The sequence below is a fragment of the Comamonas suwonensis genome, assembly GCF_012844455.2.
Classification (GTDB): Bacteria; Pseudomonadota; Gammaproteobacteria; order Burkholderiales; family Burkholderiaceae_C; genus Comamonas; species Comamonas suwonensis.
Genome location: NZ_JABBCQ020000003.1, coordinates 121,041 through 140,946, shown reverse-complemented (window position 1 = coordinate 140,946; position 19,906 = coordinate 121,041). Strand labels below are relative to the sequence as shown.

18 protein-coding genes are annotated in these 19,906 nt (G+C 58.4%); 10 read left to right on the top strand and 8 right to left on the bottom strand.

All coding sequences use genetic code 11. From position 1 onward, the window contains the following. The first annotated feature begins 394 nt into the window (after positions 1–394). On the top strand, positions 395–1,378 hold the full coding sequence (locus tag HF327_RS04435) for a Bug family tripartite tricarboxylate transporter substrate binding protein (protein ID WP_169107094.1): 984 nt from the start codon (positions 395–397) through the stop codon (positions 1,376–1,378). 160 nt (positions 1,379–1,538) lie between these two features. On the opposite strand, the gene HF327_RS04430 is transcribed toward HF327_RS04435, so the two are convergent. From HF327_RS04430 to pobA, 4 genes are all read right to left on the bottom strand, one after another. Continuing rightward, positions 1,539–1,976, bottom strand: coding sequence for a universal stress protein (locus tag HF327_RS04430; protein ID WP_169107272.1), 438 nt, complete (start codon positions 1,974–1,976; stop codon positions 1,539–1,541). Positions 1,977–2,122: 146 nt separating this feature from the next. Then, positions 2,123–2,593: a hypothetical protein gene (locus tag HF327_RS04425; RefSeq protein WP_169107093.1), complete on the bottom strand. Its 471-nt coding sequence runs from the start codon at positions 2,591–2,593 to the stop codon at positions 2,123–2,125. 188 nt (positions 2,594–2,781) lie between these two features. Further along, positions 2,782–3,552 carry a 2OG-Fe dioxygenase family protein gene (locus tag HF327_RS04420; RefSeq protein ID WP_169107092.1) on the bottom strand — a complete coding sequence of 257 codons (771 nt, stop codon included), beginning with the start codon at positions 3,550–3,552 and terminating at the stop codon, positions 2,782–2,784. 203 nt (positions 3,553–3,755) lie between these two features. Then, entirely contained in the window at positions 3,756–4,931 is a 1,176-nt protein-coding gene (gene pobA, locus HF327_RS04415) for a 4-hydroxybenzoate 3-monooxygenase (RefSeq protein ID WP_169107091.1), read from the bottom strand. Positions 4,932–5,129: 198 nt separating this feature from the next. Between pobA and HF327_RS04410 the strand changes: the two genes are divergently transcribed. Then, positions 5,130–5,918 carry an IclR family transcriptional regulator domain-containing protein gene (locus HF327_RS04410; protein ID WP_169107090.1) on the top strand — a complete coding sequence of 263 codons (789 nt, stop codon included), beginning with the start codon at positions 5,130–5,132 and terminating at the stop codon, positions 5,916–5,918. A 64-nt stretch (positions 5,919–5,982) separates the two neighbouring features. Here the strand turns inward: HF327_RS04410 and HF327_RS04405 are convergent, their stop codons facing one another. After that, entirely contained in the window at positions 5,983–6,894 is a 912-nt protein-coding gene (locus tag HF327_RS04405; RefSeq protein ID WP_169107089.1) for a LysR family transcriptional regulator, read from the bottom strand. A gap of 193 nt (positions 6,895–7,087) precedes the next feature. Here HF327_RS04405 and HF327_RS04400 point away from each other — a divergent pair, with 193 nt between their 5' ends. Next, positions 7,088–8,086 (top strand): Bug family tripartite tricarboxylate transporter substrate binding protein, encoded by a 999-nt coding sequence (locus HF327_RS04400; RefSeq protein WP_169107088.1) that lies wholly within the window; start codon positions 7,088–7,090, stop codon positions 8,084–8,086. A 133-nt stretch (positions 8,087–8,219) separates the two neighbouring features. On the opposite strand, the gene HF327_RS04395 is transcribed toward HF327_RS04400, so the two are convergent. Further along, on the bottom strand, positions 8,220–9,560 hold the full coding sequence (locus HF327_RS04395) for an MFS transporter (RefSeq protein ID WP_169107087.1): 1,341 nt from the start codon (positions 9,558–9,560) through the stop codon (positions 8,220–8,222). A 339-nt stretch (positions 9,561–9,899) separates the two neighbouring features. Between HF327_RS04395 and cyoA the strand changes: the two genes are divergently transcribed. From cyoA to HF327_RS04360, 7 genes are all read left to right on the top strand, one after another. Beyond that, the gene (cyoA, locus tag HF327_RS04390; RefSeq protein ID WP_169107086.1) at positions 9,900–10,955 is read left to right on the top strand and encodes a ubiquinol oxidase subunit II; all 1,056 of its coding nucleotides are present in this window, start codon (positions 9,900–9,902) and stop codon (positions 10,953–10,955) included. A 60-nt stretch (positions 10,956–11,015) separates the two neighbouring features. After that, positions 11,016–13,022 carry a cytochrome o ubiquinol oxidase subunit I gene (cyoB, locus tag HF327_RS04385; protein WP_169107085.1) on the top strand — a complete coding sequence of 669 codons (2,007 nt, stop codon included), beginning with the start codon at positions 11,016–11,018 and terminating at the stop codon, positions 13,020–13,022. Then, positions 13,015–13,647: a cytochrome o ubiquinol oxidase subunit III gene (cyoC, locus tag HF327_RS04380; RefSeq protein ID WP_169107084.1), complete on the top strand. Its 633-nt coding sequence runs from the start codon at positions 13,015–13,017 to the stop codon at positions 13,645–13,647. The genes cyoB and cyoC overlap by 8 nt, the downstream gene beginning before the upstream one ends. Next, positions 13,648–14,073: a cytochrome o ubiquinol oxidase subunit IV gene (cyoD, locus tag HF327_RS04375; RefSeq protein ID WP_169107083.1), complete on the top strand. Its 426-nt coding sequence runs from the start codon at positions 13,648–13,650 to the stop codon at positions 14,071–14,073. 8 nt (positions 14,074–14,081) lie between these two features. Further along, positions 14,082–14,873, top strand: a complete 792-nt coding sequence (locus HF327_RS04370) for an SURF1 family protein (RefSeq protein WP_169107082.1) — start codon at positions 14,082–14,084, stop codon at positions 14,871–14,873. 121 nt (positions 14,874–14,994) lie between these two features. Further along, a complete protein-coding gene (locus tag HF327_RS04365) occupies positions 14,995–16,296 on the top strand; it encodes an ATP-binding protein (RefSeq protein WP_169107081.1) in 1,302 nt (433 codons plus the stop codon). A 15-nt stretch (positions 16,297–16,311) separates the two neighbouring features. After that, positions 16,312–16,848 (top strand): response regulator transcription factor, encoded by a 537-nt coding sequence (locus HF327_RS04360; protein WP_099737100.1) that lies wholly within the window; start codon positions 16,312–16,314, stop codon positions 16,846–16,848. 189 nt (positions 16,849–17,037) lie between these two features. Here the strand turns inward: HF327_RS04360 and clpA are convergent, their stop codons facing one another. Next, positions 17,038–19,365, bottom strand: a complete 2,328-nt coding sequence (gene clpA, locus HF327_RS04355) for an ATP-dependent Clp protease ATP-binding subunit ClpA (RefSeq protein ID WP_169107080.1) — start codon at positions 19,363–19,365, stop codon at positions 17,038–17,040. 63 nt (positions 19,366–19,428) lie between these two features. After that, positions 19,429–19,794, bottom strand: a complete 366-nt coding sequence (gene clpS, locus HF327_RS04350) for an ATP-dependent Clp protease adapter ClpS (RefSeq protein WP_099737102.1) — start codon at positions 19,792–19,794, stop codon at positions 19,429–19,431. Positions 19,795–19,906 lie beyond the last annotated feature (112 nt).

The following is a 19,906-nucleotide window of genomic DNA, read 5'->3' as shown; positions in this document are numbered from 1 at the left end:
AGCTATTCGCGAGGTAAGCCCTTGCAAGCCTTGCATGCGTGGCAGAATGTTTCCACTGTTCTGAAGCAGCTGCAAGGCTGCAAAGAGCCGCAATCCGCGCCCGTGGGCCACAACGGCAGCGACACCCGATCGGTACGCTGCCCCCGTGCTAGTACATGCAGCAACCCTGCCGTGCAGCGCGCGCGAATGCTGGCTTGCCATGTCCGTACCGCATGGCTCGCGCTCTCCGGTAAAGACAAATACCCATTGATGGCGGAACCACCCTCCCCGATCATCGAAAAGCCCACCTTCCGTGACGCTGGTTTTAGGCTTATCAGCCCATGACACCAGCAGCGACTGCGCCGCCCTTTATGCGGGCCAGCGCTCCCCCGTTCGTCTCTGGAGTTTCTTTTTCATGTTTCGCCAAATCCTCATCAGCACAGCCGTGATCGCAAGCACGGGCCTGAGCTTCTCCGCCGCAGCACAAGACCTCGCCAAGGACTATCCGAACAAGCCTGTGCGCATGATCGTGCCTTTCCCGCCGGGCGGCGGCACTGACATTCTTTCGCGCGTGATTGCCAGCAAGCTCACCGAAGTCAGCAAATGGTCTGTCGTGCCCGACAACCGCGCTGGCGCAGGCGGCACCATTGGCATTACCGAAGCAGTGAAATCTGCACCCACGGGCTATGACATGGTGATGGGCCAGAAAGACAATGTGGTTCTGGGCCCCTATCTGTACAAAAGCCTGCCCTGGAACCCCACTCGCGATCTGACGCCCGTGGCCCACGTGGCCTACACCCCCATCGTGATTGCCACGGCAGCCAACTCGCCTTACAAGACGCTGGCGGATGTGGTGGCGGCAGCCAAAAAGAATCCTTCCAAGATTACCTACGGCTCGCCCGGCAACGGCACCAGCATTCATCTGGCCGGCGTGATGCTGGAAAAAGCCGCAGGCATTCAGCTCACGCACGTGCCCTACAAGGGCTCCAACCCTGCCATGATGGATGCCCTGTCTGGCAATGTGGACCTGCTGGTCTCGTCCGTTCCATCGGCCATTGGTCAGATCAAGGCCGGAAAGATGCGCGCCATTGCGGTCACCTCTGCCGCCCGCTCCACCTCGCTGCCTGAGACGCCTACGCTGGCTGAGTCTGGTCTCAAAGGCTTTAACGTGAGTACCTGGTACGGCATCTTCATGCCCCGCAACACGCCCACCCCCATCGTGAACAAGGTCAACGCAGAGGTGAACAAGCTCCTGGCCATGCCTGAAGTCAAGGAAGCCATCCTGACGCAGGGCGCCGAGCCCAAGGCCATGAGCGTGCAGGCATTTGAGCAATTCTTCCAGAGCGACTTCAAGGCCAATAAAGCCATCGTTGAAGCTTCGGGCGCTAGTATTCAGTAACTCCCTGAGCGGCTTTGCCGCTTCCCCCAAGGGGGACGGCAGCATCGCCGCGAGTCGGCTCTTGCTTACCGCCCCTTTGTTGGGCCGTGCTTGATTCAGTACTGCGCCCTGTAATGAAAAAGACCTCCATCGGAGGTCTTTTGTTTAATGTGAGCGGCTTTTATTCGCGTACGACGAGGACAGGGATTTTGACGGCACCCAGCACGCGCTGGGTCACGCTGCCTAGCATCAGCTTTTCAAGTCCGCGGCGGCCTTGCGAGCCCATGACAATCAGATCGGCCCCCACGCTGACCATGGTGTTCACAATGCCTTCATGCACGGCATGACCCTCGCCTACCAGCGTTTTCACGGGAACGCCCGCTTCTTCCATGATGGTCTTGACGGCATCCAGTGCCGTATTGGCCTCAGCCGTAGCTGCGCTCAGATACTGCGACTGGCCATAGGCAAAGTCCGCACCTACGCCGGTGAAGGGATAGGGGTCCACCACATAGACCGCCGTGACGGCACTGCCAAACACCTTGGAAAGCTCTGCTGCCTTGCGCGCGGCCAGCAGCGAGGGGTTGGAGCCATCGACCGGAACCAGAATGTGATTGAACATGGACATAGGCGTCTCCTTATGGGTTGTGGCGGCATCGGAGTCAAGCAATACCGCCGTGTGATACGTTCAGTCTGCCTGCATCATGCCTCAGCGTGTTGATCTGAATCAACCCTGAAGTCCCGCCCCAACGCCTCATCAGAGACCCATCAGATACAGACGTGAGCAGCCTCGTATTCGTAGCACTTGTCCAGCAGCTTGTCCGACTTTTCAGTAATCGTGATGCGCGTTCCATCGGGACGCAGCAGTGAGACATGCTTGAAAGCCGGTTCGTCGGGCTTGCTCGGGCCATCGCGGCGCACGGTCCATTCTTCCTGCACGACGCCGTCTGGCATATCCAGCATCACCACGATTTGCTCGGTGTCATCCGCCAGGCGAAGGCACTTGGCATCATTCATATTGACAACAGCACCCGCCGGCGCGGCCAGGCCATAGGGGCATGCTTCCACGCCATGAATCGGTATGGCGTTCTCGCCAACCTGAATTTCCAGACCATTACGAAAGTAAATGGTGGGTTCCTTGGTATGAGCCTGCAGCGATGGGTTTTCAGTGGGCGAGCAAGCCACTATCGTTATAAGAGCGGTCAGTGTAGATAGACTAAGGGCGTAAAGACGATTCATCACAAAAAACCACGCCTTGTGGGGCGTGGTGTTGGCCAGTTTCTTTTAATTTGTTGAATAGCTCGGTGAAGCTCTCTGTCCTCTCTTCACCCTCGGACGCGCATCATGCAGCGTCCCCGTCATCACTTTGATGACCTGAATACGTTACAGTTTTGCTCAACTTTTTTAAACCCCTCTGATTGCAGCAATCAAGAAGCCGTCCCCTGCAAGTCCGCACCCTGAAAATTGCCACGGCGGTAGGTCAGCACCAGGGTATCGCGCACGCCGCCGGGCTCTGCCGGTTGAATGGGCGTGGTTTCATGAATCATGCGCGCATCATCGAGAAGCATGATGGACCAGGGCTCGGTCAGCGTAAAACGCTGGCCGTTGGGGCCCGTGGCTTCAAACACGCGGGTCTCCCCCCCCTTCACGCCCTGGCGGTTCACCATCAGCACTGCGACCAGATCTACGCCATCACGGTGCGCGCCTTCCGGTGTGGGGCGACCAATGCCATCGGTGGTGTCAATGCGAAACTGGTGTGCTTCCACAAACCAGCGCTCATGCATTTCATCGGCGCAAAAGACCTGATCGGCCAGCTGACCCAGCGCATTGATCATCGCCAGCCAGGCCGGACTATGGGTGGTCGCATCCAACATGGGATCGAACATGCGCTGCATACCGCCGTGCAGTGCGTTGTACTCCACAGGCTGCCAATGCGCGCGGTGTGGCACCTGATGCACGTGATCGCCATCGCTCACAAAGCAGGAGTGGCGACGGCGACGGTAGCGGCCACCGTCTTTGAGAAATGCATCGGGCGGCAGGCCCTGCCAGTCGGCATCCATGGCCTGCAGATCATTCACACTCAAGCCCATCCACTGGGCAAAATCCTCGGGCTGCAGCACGGCATAACCGTGCGTGCGCAAGGACTGGGCCGCCTGAGCCGGCGGGATGTAGGGAGGAGAGAACATGATGTGCGCCATAAGGTGGGCAAGCTTACTCCTCGTAGCGCGCGCTGACATCTCGTCCAGCATCGATATTTACGCAAGGCTGCACCAACCAATTTGCATGAATGCACGCAAAACTGCCCGCATCACGCAAGCGATGCGGGCAGTCAAAGCCCGGTACCGACAGCAGGCACCAAGGCGTTCGTCACGACCGTGACGAGAGCCATGCAACGGAGGACTTACACCAGTGGCAGGCCCACGTAGTTTTCGGCCAACGAGGTCGAACCGGCTACAGAATTGACGATGTAGTCCAGCTCGGCTTCCTGTACCTTGGTGTTGAACTCGCCCTCATTGGGGAAGTTGTGCAGCATGGAAGTCATCCACCACGAGAAGCGCTCCGCCTTCCAGACGCGGCGCAGGCATTGCTCGGAATAACGATCAATACCGGCTTCTGAGTTGTCCTTGTAGTACTCGGTGAAGGCTTGCGACAGATAGCCCACATCGGAAGCCGCCAGATTCAGGCCCTTGGCACCGGTGGGCGGCACGATGTGCGCCGCATCGCCGGCCAGGAACATGCGGCCAAAGCGCATGGGCTCGGTCACAAAACTGCGCAGCGGTGCAATGCTTTTCTCCAGCGAAGGGCCGGTCACCAGATTGGCGCGCGCTTCGGGGTCCAGACGCTTTTTGAGTTCTTCCCAGAAGGCTTCGTCGCTCCAGTCTTCGACCTTGTCGGTCAGCGGCACTTGCAGGTAGTAGCGGCTGCGGGTGGCGCTGCGCTGGCTGCACAGGGCAAAACCGCGCTCGGTGTTGGCATAAATCAGCTCGTGCGACACGGGAGGTGTATCGGACAGCAGGCCCAGCCAGCCGAACGGGTAGACCTTTTCAAAGGTCTTGATCTTGTCCTGAGGGGCGCTTGCACGGCAGATGCCGTGAAAGCCGTCGCAGCCAGCAATGAAATCGCATTCGATTTCATGCACTTGGCCGTCTTTTTCATAGCGCACCTTGGGCTTGGCGCTCTCAAAGGCTACAGGCTGCACGTTACTGGCTTCATAAACCGTAGTCAGGCCTTCTTCAGCGCGTACCGCCATCAGGTCGCGCGTCACTTCAGTCTGGCCATAGACCATCACGCGCTTGCCGCCGGTCAGGTCATGCAGATTGATGCGATGGCGCTGGCCCTTGAATAGCAGCTCAATGCCGTCGTGCGGCAGACCTTCTTCATTCATGCGTTTGTCTGCACCCGCCTGCTTGAGCAGATCCACCGTCACCTGCTCCAGCACACCGGCGCGGATACGGCCCAGCACATAGTCGGCGCTGCGCTGCTCAATGATGATGTTGTCGATACCTGCCTTGTAGAGCAGCTGACCGAGCAAAAGACCTGCGGGACCGGCACCGATGATGGCTACTTGTGTACGCATGATGTGTGACTCCTTGTTATGGCTTAAATACTTTCAGGCAGCCCCGGCGCGGTACTTGCTGTACAGGCCGGTGCTGATTGAGTACGGCCACAAGACTAAGTTTTGTGCTGCATCAAGGCAAAGCTCAGAAGCGTTGTTTGCGCGACAATCGCACAATAAGAACGACAATCGCACAAAAACAGATTGGAAGCACATTTCATGAGTGAGCCCAACTCCCCCTCCATTGCCCCAGCCGACTTTATTGCGGGCCTTGCCAAAGGTCTGGCCGTGCTGGAGAGCTTTGACACTGAACGCCAGCGCCTGAATGCCACCATGGCCGCCAATCGCGCGGGGATTACCCGCGCCGCCGCACGCAGACATTTACTCACCCTGGCCTATCTGGGCTACCTTGAAACGGACGGCAGCTACTACTGGCTGGCGCCCAAGGTGCTGCGTCTGTCCGGCAGCTATCTCGCTTCAGCCCAGTTGCCACGCATCGTGCAGCCCGTGCTGCACAAACTTGCCGCGCAAACCGGCCTCTCCTACTCATGCGTGGTGCGCGAGGGCAGCGAAGTCGTCATCGTCGCGCGCAGTGCCGTGCATGAAAGGGGCCAGCGACTGATGGCCCACGGCCTGCACCTTGGCACGCGCCTGCCCGCCCATGCCACATCAACCGGCCGGGTGCTGCTGGCATCGCTCTCGCCTGCCGAGCTGCAAGACTGGCTGGCCACGTATGACCTACCCAAACTCACCGCGCATACGGTGTCGGATACGGCGAACTTGAAAACCCTGCTGAACGAGGTGCGCCGCCTCGACTACTGCCTGGCGCTTGAAGAGCATGAACTGGCCATTCAGGCCGTGGCCGTGCCACTGCGCAATATGCAGGGGCGCACCATCGCAGCGCTGAACGTCGTCACCTCCGCCAAGCGCATGAGCCCGCAAATCATGCAGCAAGAGATTCTGCCGCTGCTGCAGGAGGCCGCCAGAACCCTGCGCCCCTTGCTTTAAAGCTATGTTTTTTATAGCCAAAAGCGCTTTCAATAAAAGGGATAGAGGCATATTTGATTCAAAATCAGATATGCCCACTCTCCACCGAGCAGACCTGAACGCTGAGCCTGCGCAGCAACTCCGCCGAGCGCCGCATCAAAGGCGTGGATTTTTTCTTGGCCGGCTGCACCAGACACAGCGTGCTGACAATATGCGGTGACTTGATGGGCACCTCGACCAGCGCGGCATCGGTGGCATGGCTATGCATGGCGCTATCGGTCAGCGCCGCATAGCCATAGCCGCCACGCACCAGGTCCAGAATGGCTGGCACGCTGGAAACTTCCCACACCACATTGAGTTTGACCTGAGAAAGCGTGGCCTGCGCCTCCATCAGCTTGCGGAAAATCTGCCCATGTTGGGGCATGATGAGCGGAAACTCGTCCAGATGCTCAAACGGAATGCTGGTGCGACCCGCCAAGGCACTGGCTGGGCCAATCAGACACAGACGCTCTTCCAGCACGGGCGTGACTTCAATTTGCGGGTGCGGCTCAGGTGTGTAAACCAGCCCCAGATCCATGCGCCCCGAAGTCAGCCACTCCGAGATATTCATCGAGAAGCCTTCCACCACGGCCAGCCGCGCCTTGGGCATCTCCCGGCTGAAAATATCAATCAAAGGCAGGGTCAGCCGCCGCGCCAGGCTGGGCGGTAAGCCCACCGTGATGCGGCCCACAGGCTCATCGCGCTGACTGCTTAAATCTTCCTTGGCCAGCGCCACGCGCTGCATGATGGCATTGCCATGCTCCAGCAGGCGTCGGCCCGCATCCGTCAGCGTAACGCCGCGGCCCGTACGAATGAGCAAGGTTTCGCGCAACTCGGTTTCTAGCGCCCGCACCTGGCGACTGAGCGCAGGCTGAGCGGTGTCCAGCAGCACTGCGGCCTTGCTGAAGCTGCCCACTTCGGCGACTCGCACAAAGGTCTCAATTTGCTGCAAATTCATGTCATCCACCTCTCAATACAAGCTATGCTATTTTGCTATAGCTGCTAGCCCCAGCTAGGCCTAGGTGTTTTAAGCCCCAGTGACACAATGTAATCAACTGGGCATAAATATCTAAAAACAACAGCCGACGAGATCAACAATGCGTGACAAAACACGCAGCTCATCACTGACAGTCCTTCCAGGGAGACAAAAAATGACTCAATCGCTCAATATGAGCCGTCGCCAAGCCGCATTCGCGCTGGGCGCGATTGCCGCTGCCGTGGCATCCCCCAGCTTTGCGCAAAGCGCCAAGTGGCCCACCAAGTCCTCGCGCATCATCAACCCTTTCCCCGTGGGTGGTGGCCCTGACGGCCTGTCGCGCCTCGTGGCCGACAAGCTGGGCCGCGCCTGGGGCCAGCCTGTGGTGGTGGAAAACCGCCCCGGTGGCAACGGCTTCATCGCCATCAGTGAATTCAAGCGTGGTGCCACAGACGGCACAGACATGATCCAGTTGGACAACGTCCACATCGCCGCCTACCCCCACCTGTTCAAGAAGCTGCCCTACGACTTGAACAAGGACTTCGAAATTCTGCTGCCGCTGTTCCGCAACTTCTTCTTTGTTTGCGTTCCCGTCAACAGCCCCTACAAGACCATTGGCGATCTGATTGCAGACGCCAAGGCCAACCCCGGCAAGCTGAACTACGGCTCCTGGTCTGTGGGCAACCCCGTGCACCTGGGATCGGCCCTGCTGGAAAACCAGACCGGCACCAAGATGGAGCACGTGATCTACAAGGAAACCAGCCAGCTGTATCAAGGCGTTGCCAATGGCGAGCTGACTTTTGCTCTGGGCTCTCTGGGCACAGCAGGCCCCCTGGTGCGTGGCGGCAAGCTGCGTTTCCTGGCTGTCGCCGGTCCCAAGCGCATTGCCGGTTTCGAGAACGTACCGACCGTATCCGAATCGGGTGGCCCTAAGGACTACGCCGTGATCGGCTGGAACGCCCTGGCCGTGCGCCCCGGCACACCGGCTGCCGTGATCGAGAAGATTCAAGCCGATACACGCCTGGCTCTGACGGGTCAAGACGTCAAGGACAAGTTCACCGCCTTCGGTTACGAATCCTTCAATCCCACACCCGCTGAATTCAAGGCCTTTATGGCTGCTGAAAGCAAGCGCTTTGGCGAAGTCATCAAGAAGGCAGGTCTGGCTCTGGATTAATTTCCAGCCATCTAGCCTATAGAAAAGCCGCCTCTTGAAGGCGGCTTTTTCTTGTCTGAACATTGGCCATCCATCCCAAACAAAACGCCCGGAAGCAGCCGGGCGTTTTGCTATAGGCGCTTAACGCTAAGACTTACTGATCACGGGTCTCCAGCGCACGGTTGATACCCAGAGCCACCAGTGTGCACAGCGCACCCGACAGCAAATAGATACCCAGCGCCACCAGACCGAACTTGGCCGACACACCCAGCGCCACCAGCGGTGCAAAGGCCGCACCAATCAGCCAGGCCATATCGGTGGTCAGTGCAGCGCCGGTATAGCGGTAGCGCGAGGAGAAGTTGGAAGTCACCGTGCCCGATGCCTGACCGTAGGACAAACCCAGCAAAACAAAGCCCACAATGATGAACACATTGTTGCCCGTGGTGCCGCTACCCAGCAGCCAAGGAGCCAGAAAGCTGAAGATACCAATCAGGCAGGCCATGGCACCCAGCGTGTTGCGGCGCCCCACCCGGTCTGCCAGCCAGCCCGACACCATGATGGCCACGCCCGCCAGCAGCGCACCAATAATCTGCACTACCAGCACCGAGATGACCGACTGATCGGAGTACATCGAGATCCAGGACAGTGGGAACACCGTCACCAGATGGAACAGCGCAAAGCTGGCCAGCGCGGCAAAAGCGCCAATCAGTACATTGCGGCCTTCGTTACTCAGAAGACGTGTCACGCTGACGGGTTCCAGCTCGCGCTCTTGCAGCAGCTGTGTATAGGATTGGCCTACGACCAAACGCAGACGCGCGAAAAGCGCTACAACATTCACAGCAAAAGCCACACAGAAGGGGTAGCGCCAGCCATAGCTCAGAAACTCATCAGCCGTCAGGCTGGAGTACAGAAAGGCAAACAGTGCGGCCGCAAGAACAAAGCCCAGTGGCGCACCCAGCTGTCCAATCATTGAATACCAGCCACGCTTGTCCTGCGGAGCCGACATGGCCAGCAGTGAAGGCAGACCATCCCAGGAGCCACCCATCGCCAGGCCCTGGCCGATACGCAGCACGACCAGCGCCCAGACAGCCTTCATGCCCGCATCGGCATAGCTGGGCAAAAACGTCATGCTAACCGTACACACTCCCAGCAGCAGCAGCGCCAGTGTCAGCTTGGTGGCGCGACCCCAACGGCGCTGCACGGCCATGGATAGCGCTGTACCGATGGGGCGGGCAATGAAGGCCAGCGAGAAAATGGCAAACGCCGCCAGCGTGCCATCGAGCTTGGACAGATAGGGGAATAGCAGTGTGGGGAACACCAGCACGCAGGCAATGCCAAACACAAAGAAATCAAAATACTCGGAAGATCGTCCGATGATGACGCCCACCGCAATCTCACCGGGGGTCACATCTTCATCGGTATCCGCGTAAGCCAGGGTTTCCGAGTTCTCATAGTCTTGCTGAGTAAGACCAATGGACGGGTTCATGCTTGTCATAGAGGGTCTTCTCCTTGTCTTGCTGTTCAGTCCCGGGGACGCTTTCCGTTCTACGCCCAAGAATGTGCAGCTGCAATAGAGTTTTCGCCCTCGGTACTGTCAGCCAACCGACACGCAGGTGCGCTTTTGAGGGCTTATTTAACAATTACAAGCCCTACTCGAGTATCTTTTCCCGCCCACCAAACCCCTGCTAACTCATTGTCACATAGCGTATTTTTAAAACCGCTACATTGACCTGAGACAAAATGTCCAATAGACAAATGACACTCAGGTATTACATTTGCGGAGATCCAGTAATCCGCGTTTACACCTAAGCGCGACTTTGTCACGCCTGAAGCAATGTTAAAAATCAAGGAAATCCGTGGGCCCGCGTGGCTCGCAGCGGCTGCTTTGACTGCGACCCTCGCCGGTTGCAGCAAGCTTGTCGTGCTCAACCCAGCTGGCGATATTGCCAAGCAACAGGGCGATCTGGTCATTACGGCCACCTTGCTGATGCTGCTCATCATCGTCCCCGTCATCTTTTTGACGTTGCTGTTCGCCTGGAAATACCGCCAGTCCAACACAGAAGCCACGTACGACCCTGAATGGCACCATTCCACAGCGCTGGAACTGGTGATCTGGACCGTTCCTCTGCTCATCGTTATTGCTCTGGGTGCCATCACCTGGATCAGTACCCACAAGCTGGACCCTTACCGTCCTCTGGACCGCGTCTCCTCCACCAAGGCCCTGTCTGCTGACGTCAAGCCTCTGGAAGTGCAAGTCGTTTCCATGGACTGGAAGTGGCTGTTCTTCTACCCCGAGCAAGGTATTGCATCGGTGAATGAACTCGCGGCTCCCGTGGATCGCCCCATTCATTTCAAGCTGACAGCGTCCAACACCATGAGCGCTTTCTACGTGCCTGATCTGGCCGGCATGATCTACACCATGCCCGGCATGCAGACAGAGCTGAACGCGGTGGTCAACAAGCCTGGCGTGTTCAAGGGCATGGCCTCGCACTACAGCGGCGCAGGCTTTGCAGGCATGAACTTCAAGTTCCATGGCGTAAGCCATGAAGAGTTTGACCAGTGGGTGGCCAAGGCCAAGACTGAAGGCAAGACTCTGACTCGCGATGCCTACCTCGATCTGGTCAAGCCCAGCGAGCGCAACCCGGTCGAACGCTTCGCCGCCGTGGATGAAGGCCTTTACACCAAGGTGCTGAACCGCTGCGTGGAAGACGGCAAAAAGTGCATGAACGAAATCATGGCCATTGATGCTGCCGGTGGTGGCGGCCATGCCTCGCACGGCAAGACCTCCAACGTGAGCCTGCCCCTGGACGTTTGCACATCCAAGGACGCTGACCGCGTTGTGGCTCTGCTCGACGAAGTCGCAGCCTCCGGAGCTGTCGCACAGCAATAAGTAGCTTACGGAGCGGATGAGCTTAGGCCCGCCGCTCCAATACGACAAAAGTGACTCAACATGTCTGAAACAACAACCCCGGCCGCACACTGGCTGCTGGGCCGCATCACATGGGATCAGATTCCCATGACGCATGAGCCCATCGTGCTCATGACCTTTATTGCCGTGGTGCTTGGCGGCCTCGTGGTGGTTGGCGGCCTGACCAAGTTCCGCCTCTGGGCCCCACTCTGGAACGACTGGATCACCTCCATTGACCACAAGAAGATCGGCATCATGTACATGATTCTCGGTCTGGTCATGTTCCTGCGCGGCTTTGCCGACGCGGTGATGATGCGTATCCAGCAGTCCATGGCCTTCGGTGAAAACCTCGGCTACCTGCCTCCTCACCATTACGACCAGATCTTCACAGCCCACGGCGTGATCATGATCTTCTTCGTGGCGATGCCTTTCGTGACCGGTCTGATGAACTATCTGGTTCCTCTGCAGATCGGCGCACGTGACGTGTCTTTCCCGTTCCTGAACAACTTCAGCTTCTGGATGACTACCGGTGGCGCCGTGCTGGTGATGATCTCCCTATTCCTGGGCGAGTTCTCCACCTCCGGCTGGCTGGCTCTGTCCAATCTGGGGCACCAGAGCGGAAGTACGGGTCTTGACTACTACATCTGGGGCCTGCAGGTCGCCGGTGTCGGTACGACGCTTTCGGGTATTAACCTGATCGTGACCATCATCAAGATGCGCGCTCCTGGCATGAACCTGATGAAGATGCCCGTCTTCACATGGACTGCCCTGTGCACCAACGCCCTGATCGTGGCTTCGTTCCCCGTGCTGACCGCCGCTCTGGTGCTGATGTCGCTGGACCGCTACATGGGTACGCACTTCTTCTCGAACGACTTCGGCGGCAACCCGATGTTGTACGTGAACCTGATCTGGATCTGGGGTCACCCTGAGGTCTACATCCTGATCCTGCCTTGCTTCGGTGTGTTCTCCGAAATCGTGGCAACGTTCAGCCGCAAGCGCCTGTTTGGCTACACATCGATGGTTTACGCCACCGTGTGTATCACCATCCTGTCCTACCTGGTGTGGCTGCACCACTTCTTCACCATGGGTTCGGGTGCCAGTGTGAATACCTTCTTCGGTATCACCACGATGATTATTTCGATCCCCACGGGCGCGAAAATCTTCAACTGGCTGTTCACCATGTACAAGGGCCGTATCCGTTTCACAGTGCCTATGCTGTGGACCGTGGGCTTCATGGTGACCTTCGCCATCGGCGGTATGACCGGCGTTCTGCTGGCCGTGCCACCTGCTGACTTTGTGCTGCACAACTCGCTGTTCCTGATCGCCCACTTCCACAACGTGATCATTGGTGGCGTGGTGTTTGCCGTGTTTGCCGGTATCAACTACTGGTTCCCCAAGGCTTTTGGCTTCAAGCTCAATGAGTTCTGGGGCAAGGCATCGTTCTGGTTCTGGCTGGTCGGCTTCTGGGTTGCTTTCACACCCCTGTACATCCTGGGTCTGATGGGCGTCACTCGCCGTGCCAACCACTTTGACGATCCTTCGCTGCAAATCTGGTTCATCATTGCCGCCTTCGGCGCTGCCCTGATTGCCGCTGGTATTGGCTGCTTCTTCATCCAGCTGGCCGTGTCCATCTGGAAGCGTGACGAACTGCGCGACGTGACTGGCGACCCATGGGAAGGCCGTACGCTGGAGTGGGCAACTTCCTCGCCTCCTCCCCAGTACAACTTTGCCTTCACCCCCGTGGTGCATGACATCGACGCCTGGCACGACATGAAGAAGCACGGCTACGAGCGCAAGCTGTCCGGTTTCGAGCCCATCCACATGCCTGCCAATACTGGCGCTGGCGTGGTAATTGCTGGCCTGTCCACCGTTCTGGGCTTTGCTCTGATCTGGCACATGTGGCCCCTGACGATCGCTTCGTTCATCGCGACCGTGCTGGCTTCGATCATCCATACCTTCAACTACAAGCGTGACTACTACATCCCCGCAGCCGAAGTGGCAGCGACGGAAGAAGCACGCACCAAGCAGCTTGCAGCAGCCCATGTCTAATACACATATCCACGCTGGCGGCGCTGCCGCCCTGGCCAAGCGCGAGTACCACCTCGCGCATGAGCCCCACCCAGAAAACGGCACCTCGCTGGGCTTCTGGCTCTACCTGATGAGCGACTGCTTGATCTTTGCCGCGCTGTTCGCCACCTACGGCGTGCTGGGCCGCAACTACGCTGGCGGCCCCAGCGGCAAGGATCTGTTCGATCTGAGCCTGGTGGCCATCAACACGGCCTTCCTGCTGATGTCGTCCATCACCTTCGGCTTTGCCATGCTGCAAAAGCAGAAGAAGAACGTCAACGGAACTCTGCTGTGGCTGGCCATCACCGGCCTGCTGGGCGCGGCCTTCCTGGCAGTGGAACTCTATGAGTTCCACCACCTGATCCATCAGGGTGCTACACCCCAGACCAGCGCTTTCCTGTCGTCCTTCTTCACGCTGGTGGGCACCCACGGTATCCACGTGACCTTTGGTCTGATCTGGCTCATCACCCTGATGATTCAGATCAAGAAGCACGGCCTGATCAACGAGAACGTGCGCCGTATTAACTGCCTGTCCATGTTCTGGCACTTCTTGGACGTGGTCTGGATCGGCGTGTTCACCTTTGTGTATCTGATGGGGGTGCTGTAAATGAGCGCACACGATATCCACGCTGGCCACGATGATCACCACGATCACGATGACCTGCACGTCACCATGGGTGACTATGTGAAGGGCTTCATCCTGGCCGTCATCCTGACAGCCATCCCCTTCTATCTGGTCATGAATGGCATCATCACCGACCGCGCCACCGCTGTCGGCGTGCTGGGTCTGTTCGCCATCATCCAGGTGCTGGTGCACATGGTGTACTTCCTGCACATGAACGGCAAGATCCAGGGCGGCTGGACCATGCTGTCCACGATCTTCACGGTCATCTTCCTGTCCATCGCGATTGCCGGCACCTTGTGGGTCATGTTCCATATGAACGCCAACATGATGCCCGGCCATGAGATGCACCCGGCAGCCAGCCATGCAGATCATGCGGGTCACACAGCTCCTGCTGCAGTCACCCCTTGACTGACAACATGAAGAATCAGAGCGCTGCGCGGCAGCGCTCTCCCTTCACCAAGGCGATGCTCGCGATAGTGGGCATCGCCTTGTTTTTAGGGTTCATGACGCTGGGCACCTGGCAGGTGCAGCGCCGCGCATGGAAGCTTGATCTCATCGAGCGCGTAGACCAGCGCGTGCACAGCGCTCCCGTGGCCGCACCCGACCAAAGTCTGTGGCCCAAGATCAACGCCGCCACCTATGAATACCTGCCCGTGCAGGCTCAAGGCGTATGGCTGGACCGACAAAGTGTGCTGACCAAGGCGCTGACCGAGGACGGCGCAGGGTTCTGGATGATGACCCCGCTGCAGCGCGCCGATGGCTCGCAGATTCTGGTCAACCGCGGCTTCACGCCTGAAAAAATGCGCGCCAGCTGGCTCAAACAGATCAGCGAAGCCGGACCATCGACCCAAACCGTCACGGTGATCGGCCTGATGCGCATGAGCGAGACCGGCGGCGGTTTTTTGCGCAAGAACGATGCAGCCAACGGCCAGTGGTTCTCTCGCGATGTAGCGGCCATTGCGCAGGCTCAGGGCTTGAACAATGCTGCGCCTTACTTCATCGACCTGGGCGTGCCCGCCAGCAACCCCGCATTCACGCAGTCTCAACAGAGCCCCATGTTTGATGGGGTACTCAAGTCAGGCATGACTGTCATCCAGTTCCCCAATAGCCATCTGGTTTACGCCCTTACCTGGTATGGGCTGGCAGCGATGGTTTTAGGGGCTGCCTGGCTGGTGCGCAAGCACGACAAAGCCAGCGCCGGTCGCTGAGCCCAACACTCACCAAACGCCCTTCGGGGCGTTTTTTATTGGGCCCTTGGACAACCCTCATACCTCAGAACGGCATAGCCCCAATCCATCCACGGAAGGCCTGCTCAGTGACAATTGCGCGGTGAGCCAAAATTCTGATTCCCTATTCCGCGTACAGCGTCTGACCGAGCGGCAAAACATGCAGCTGCTGATTCAGCTGCGCTGGATTGCCGTGGTGGGCCAGGTCATCACCATCTCGCTGGTGCACTATGGTTTTCATATCACCCTGCCCTTGCTGCCAATGGCCTTGGTGCTGGTTGCACTGGTAGCGACCAACCTCGCCTATATCTACTGGAGTCAGGGCCTGCACCGCCCCGTCACCTCACGCAGCGTTTTTTATGCGTTGCTGGCCGATGTGCTGGCTCTCACCATTCAGCTGTACTTGAGCGGCGGTGCCAGCAACCCCTTTATCTATCTATACCTGCTGCAAGGCATTCTGAGTGCGGTGCTGCTGCAATCGCACTACACATGGGTGGTGGTGGCCGCATCCTTTGTGGGCGTGACGGGGCTGACCATCTTCAACCAACCGCTGCATGTTCAGTTTGCCACGCAGGAGGGGCTGCCCAGCCTCTACGTCGTAGGCGTGCTCATCAGCTTTGCACTGACCAGCATTCTGACCATCGTCTTTCTGACGCGCATTGTGGACAATATGCGCCGCCGCGACAGCCGCATCTCCAATATGCGCCAGCGCGCCAGTGAAGAAGAACACATCGTGCGACTGGGCCTGCTGGCCACCGGTGCCGCCCACGAACTGGGCACACCCATGGCCACCATGTCGGTCATTCTGGGCGACTGGCAGCACATGCCCGCCCTCATGCAAGACCCAGACTTGCGCGAAGACCTTCAGGAAATGCAGCGCCAGTTGCTGCGCTGCAAGTCCATCGTCTCGGGCGTGCTGTTATCGGCCGGCGAAACCCGTGCCGAAGGCACGGAAAGCACCACCTTTGTGAGCTTTGTGGAAGGCGTGGTCAGCCACTGGCAAAGCCATAACAGCCTGCAGCACTTTGCCTTGCGCAATGAAGGCGCGGCGGACTTTGCCATGCTCTCAGATACTGCACTGCAGCAGATGATATGTAATTTACTGGACAATGCACTCGAAGCCTCCCCCAGCTGGGTGGAGCTGAGTCTGTCCAGCGACAAGGAACAGGTACACATCCAGGTACGCGATCACGGCCCCGGCTTTGACGCCTCCGTGCTGCAGCAGCTGGGCCAGTGCCATGTCTCCACCAAACAGGAGCGCCCGGGCCGTGGTCTGGGTCTGTTCCTCGTCACTAACGTGGCTCGCGCCCTGGGCGGTCGGGTTCAGGCCAGCAATCTGCCCGCCCAACAAGGCGGCGGCGCGCTGGTTGAAATTCGCCTGCCCCAGTCTGCCCTCGCGATTTGAAGCATTGTTGATTGCATGGAAGAAGACCGATTACTGCTGCTGGTTGAAGATGATGCAGCCTTTGCTCGCACCCTCAAACGCTCCTTTGAGCGCAGAGGCTACCGCGTGCTGCATGCCGCCAGTGGCGAAGAAGTGCAGGCGCTGCTGACCGGGCAGCTGCCGCAGTATGCGGTCATGGACCTGAAGCTGGCCGGCAACGCCTCGGGCCTGAACTGCGTGCAGATGCTGCACCAGCTCAACCCCGAAGCGCTCATCGTCGTGCTCACCGGCTACGCCAGCATTGCCACCGCTGTGGAAGCCGTCAAACTGGGCGCCTGCCACTATCTCGCCAAGCCCTCCAATACCGACGACATAGAAGCCGCCTTTGGCCGCGTTGAGGGCCGCACTGATGTCGAGGTCAGCAACCACACCACCTCTATCAAGACGCTGGAGTGGGAGCATATTCACGAGACGCTGGCCGAATCGGGCTTCAACATCTCCGAAGCCGCCCGCCGCCTGGGCATGCACCGCCGAACACTGGCACGCAAGCTAGAAAAACGGCAGGTCAAATAGGCAACTCCAGCAGCTGTAGTTCTCAATAACGCAATGATTTTGATAGCTACTAGCACCTAATTTCATTAGACTTCAAACATCATCAAGCTTGAAATCGAGTCAGAACAAGCGCTAGCCGCTATCCATAAAATTCAGCCCAAAGAAAAAGCCGACAGCTTTGACACTGTCGGCTTTTTTTAGCGGTGCTGATTATTCAGCGACGGCGTTCTCAGGCTCTGCCTTGGAGGGATCCTCTTTGGGCAGCTCGGTAATGGTGAGCTTGATGTCACCCTTGCCTTCATTGCCCGCATCGTCCCAGTCCACTTCCAGGCGACCACCATTGGTCAGGCGACCGAACAGCAGCTCATCAGCCAGAGAGCGGCGGATGGTGTCCTGAATCAGGCGCTGCATCGGACGCGCACCCATCAGCGGATCAAATCCCTTCTTGGCCAGATGCTTGCGCAGGTCATCAGTAAATGTGACCTCTACCTTCTTCTCGGCCAGTTGCTGCTCCAGTTGCAGCAGGAACTTGTCCACCACGCGCAGGATGATCTGCTCGTCGAGTGCCTTGAAGCTGACCGTTGAGTCCAGACGGTTGCGGAACTCAGGCGTGAACAGGCGCTTGATATCGGCCATCTCATCACCGGCCTCTCGCGCATTGGTAAATCCAATGCTGGCCTTGTTCATGGTCTCGGCACCCGCGTTCGTGGTCATGATGATGATCACGTTGCGGAAGTCGGCCTTGCGTCCGTTATTGTCCGTCAGCGTACCGTGGTCCATGACCTGCAGCAGCACGTTGAAGATATCCGGATGTGCCTTCTCGATTTCGTCGAGCAGCAGCACCGAATGCGGCTTCTTCGTGACAGCTTCGGTCAGCAGACCACCCTGGTCAAAGCCTACATAGCCGGGAGGCGCACCAATCAGGCGCGACACCGCATGGCGCTCCATGTACTCGGACATATCAAAGCGGATCAGGTCCACACCCAGGATGTAGGCCAGCTGCTTGGCAGCTTCCGTCTTGCCAACGCCCGTGGGACCGGAGAACAGGAAAGAGCCAATCGGCTTGTCCGGCTTGCCCAGACCCGAGCGCGCCATCTTGACGGCGGACGCCAGCACTTCCAATGCCTTGTCTTGGCCAAAGACCACGCTCTTCAGGTCACGCTCCAGCGTCTGCAGCTTGCTGCGGTCGTCGTTGCTGACATTGGCAGGGGGAATGCGCGCGATCTTGGCCACAATGGCTTCGATCTCGGCCTTGCCAATCAAGGTCTTGCGCTTGTCCTCAGGGGCAATGCGCTGGGCAGCACCGGCTTCGTCGATCACGTCAATCGCCTTGTCGGGCAGATGGCGGTCGTTGATGTACTTGGCCGACAGCTCCGCCGCAGCCTGCAGGGCTTCCGCAGCGTATTGAATGCTGTGGTGCTCTTCAAAGCGCGACTTCAGGCCCTTCAAGATGTCCACGGTTTCAGCCACCGTCGGCTCGACCACATCCACCTTCTGGAAACGGCGCGACAGGGCCGCGTCTTTTTCGAAGATGCCACGGTATTCCGTGAATGTGGTCGCACCAATGCAGCGTAACTGGCCGCTGGACAGTGCAGGCTTGAGCAGATTGGACGCATCCAGCGTGCCGCCCGATGCCGCACCGGCACCGATCAGCGTATGGATTTCGTCAATGAACAAAATAGCGTGCGGCTTGTCCTTGAGCGACTTGAGAACGCCCTTCAGGCGTTGCTCGAAGTCACCACGGTACTTGGTGCCGGCCAGCAGCGCGCCCATGTCCAGCGAATAGACGACGCCATCCTTGAGCACATCAGGCACCGTGCCTTCGGTGATGCGCCATGCAAGACCTTCGGCAATCGCGGTCTTGCCCACGCCGGCTTCACCCACCAGCAGTGGGTTGTTCTTGCGCCGGCGGCAGAGGATCTGAATCGTGCGCTCGACTTCGTATTCGCGCCCGATCAGCGGATCAATCTTGCCTTCCTTGGCGGCCACGTTCAGGTTGAGCGTGAACTGCTCCAGCGGCGAGGCTTTTTCACTGCGCTCGCTGCCGCCACCCTCTTCACTCTCCGAAGGCGCATCGGCCTTGGCGGGCTCTGGCGGCTCGCCCTTCTTGATGCCATGGGCGATGAAGTTGACCACGTCCAGACGTGTCACGCCCTGCTGGTGCAGGTAGTAGACGGCATGCGAATCCTTTTCACCAAAGATGGCCACGAGCACGTTGGCACCCGTCACCTCTTTTTTGCCATTGCCTGTGGACTGCACATGCATGATGGCGCGCTGAATCACACGCTGGAATCCCAGCGTGGGTTGCGTATCCACCTCGTCGGTGCCATCCACCTGCGGCGTGTTGTCCTTGATAAAGTTGGACAGCGATGAACGCAGATCGTCGATATTGGCCGCGCATGCGCGCAGCACCTCAGCTGCACTGGGGTTGTCCAGCAAAGCGAGCAGCAGATGTTCCACGGTAATGAACTCGTGGCGCTGCTGACGGGCCTCGACAAACGCCATGTGCAAGCTGACTTCCAGTTCCTGAGCGATCATGTGCGACTCCTTTCGGCTTGCTTGGTTTGACTCACTGCTAACTAATCTGGGGGCGGTCTGCGCTTATTCAACAGGCTCGAATGTCGCTTGCAGCGGATGCCCGGCTTTGTGGGCCGCCTGAAGCACCTGCTCGACCTTGGTCGCAGCAACATCCTGGCTATAGACGCCGCAGATGCCGCGACCGTCCAGATGAATTTTGAGCATGATTTGTGTGGCGGATTCGCGGTCTTTGTTGAAAAGTTCCTGCAGCACTGCAATCACAAACTCCATGGGCGTGAAGTCATCATTGAGCATCACGACCTGATACATGCGTGGCGGCTGAAGCCGTTGACGACGGCGCTCCAGCACCAAAGCGTCACCACCGTCAGGCGTTCTGATCGCTGGCGAGACCGGGGGAATTGATGGGGGTTGGGTTGCCATGAAATCCATTCTAGCGAGCCGTTGCAATGTTTTTGCGCTGGCATATGCATAGCATTGTTAGGGATTTCAAGCGGGTCAAACGCAAATATAGGCAAACCAAGGGAAATCCATGGAAATCCCA

Coding starts and splice junctions, on each gene's coding strand:
- HF327_RS04405 (WP_169107089.1), bottom strand. CDS start 6,894: ATGAATTTGCAGCAAATTGAGACCTTTGTGCGAGTCGCCGAAGTGGGC.
- cyoA (WP_169107086.1), top strand. CDS start 9,900: ATGTTAAAAATCAAGGAAATCCGTGGGCCCGCGTGGCTCGCAGCGGCT.
- HF327_RS04360 (WP_099737100.1), top strand. CDS start 16,312: ATGGAAGAAGACCGATTACTGCTGCTGGTTGAAGATGATGCAGCCTTT.
- HF327_RS04410 (WP_169107090.1), top strand. CDS start 5,130: ATGAGTGAGCCCAACTCCCCCTCCATTGCCCCAGCCGACTTTATTGCG.
- HF327_RS04430 (WP_169107272.1), bottom strand. CDS start 1,976: ATGTTCAATCACATTCTGGTTCCGGTCGATGGCTCCAACCCCTCGCTG.
- cyoD (WP_169107083.1), top strand. CDS start 13,648: ATGAGCGCACACGATATCCACGCTGGCCACGATGATCACCACGATCAC.
- clpA (WP_169107080.1), bottom strand. CDS start 19,365: ATGATCGCTCAGGAACTGGAAGTCAGCTTGCACATGGCGTTTGTCGAG.
- cyoB (WP_169107085.1), top strand. CDS start 11,016: ATGTCTGAAACAACAACCCCGGCCGCACACTGGCTGCTGGGCCGCATC.
- HF327_RS04420 (WP_169107092.1), bottom strand. CDS start 3,552: ATGGCGCACATCATGTTCTCTCCTCCCTACATCCCGCCGGCTCAGGCG.
- HF327_RS04370 (WP_169107082.1), top strand. CDS start 14,082: ATGAAGAATCAGAGCGCTGCGCGGCAGCGCTCTCCCTTCACCAAGGCG.
- HF327_RS04395 (WP_169107087.1), bottom strand. CDS start 9,560: ATGACAAGCATGAACCCGTCCATTGGTCTTACTCAGCAAGACTATGAG.
- HF327_RS04435 (WP_169107094.1), top strand. CDS start 395: ATGTTTCGCCAAATCCTCATCAGCACAGCCGTGATCGCAAGCACGGGC.
- HF327_RS04425 (WP_169107093.1), bottom strand. CDS start 2,593: ATGAATCGTCTTTACGCCCTTAGTCTATCTACACTGACCGCTCTTATA.
- pobA (WP_169107091.1), bottom strand. CDS start 4,931: ATGCGTACACAAGTAGCCATCATCGGTGCCGGTCCCGCAGGTCTTTTG.
- clpS (WP_099737102.1), bottom strand. CDS start 19,794: ATGGATTTCATGGCAACCCAACCCCCATCAATTCCCCCGGTCTCGCCA.
- cyoC (WP_169107084.1), top strand. CDS start 13,015: ATGTCTAATACACATATCCACGCTGGCGGCGCTGCCGCCCTGGCCAAG.
- HF327_RS04400 (WP_169107088.1), top strand. CDS start 7,088: ATGACTCAATCGCTCAATATGAGCCGTCGCCAAGCCGCATTCGCGCTG.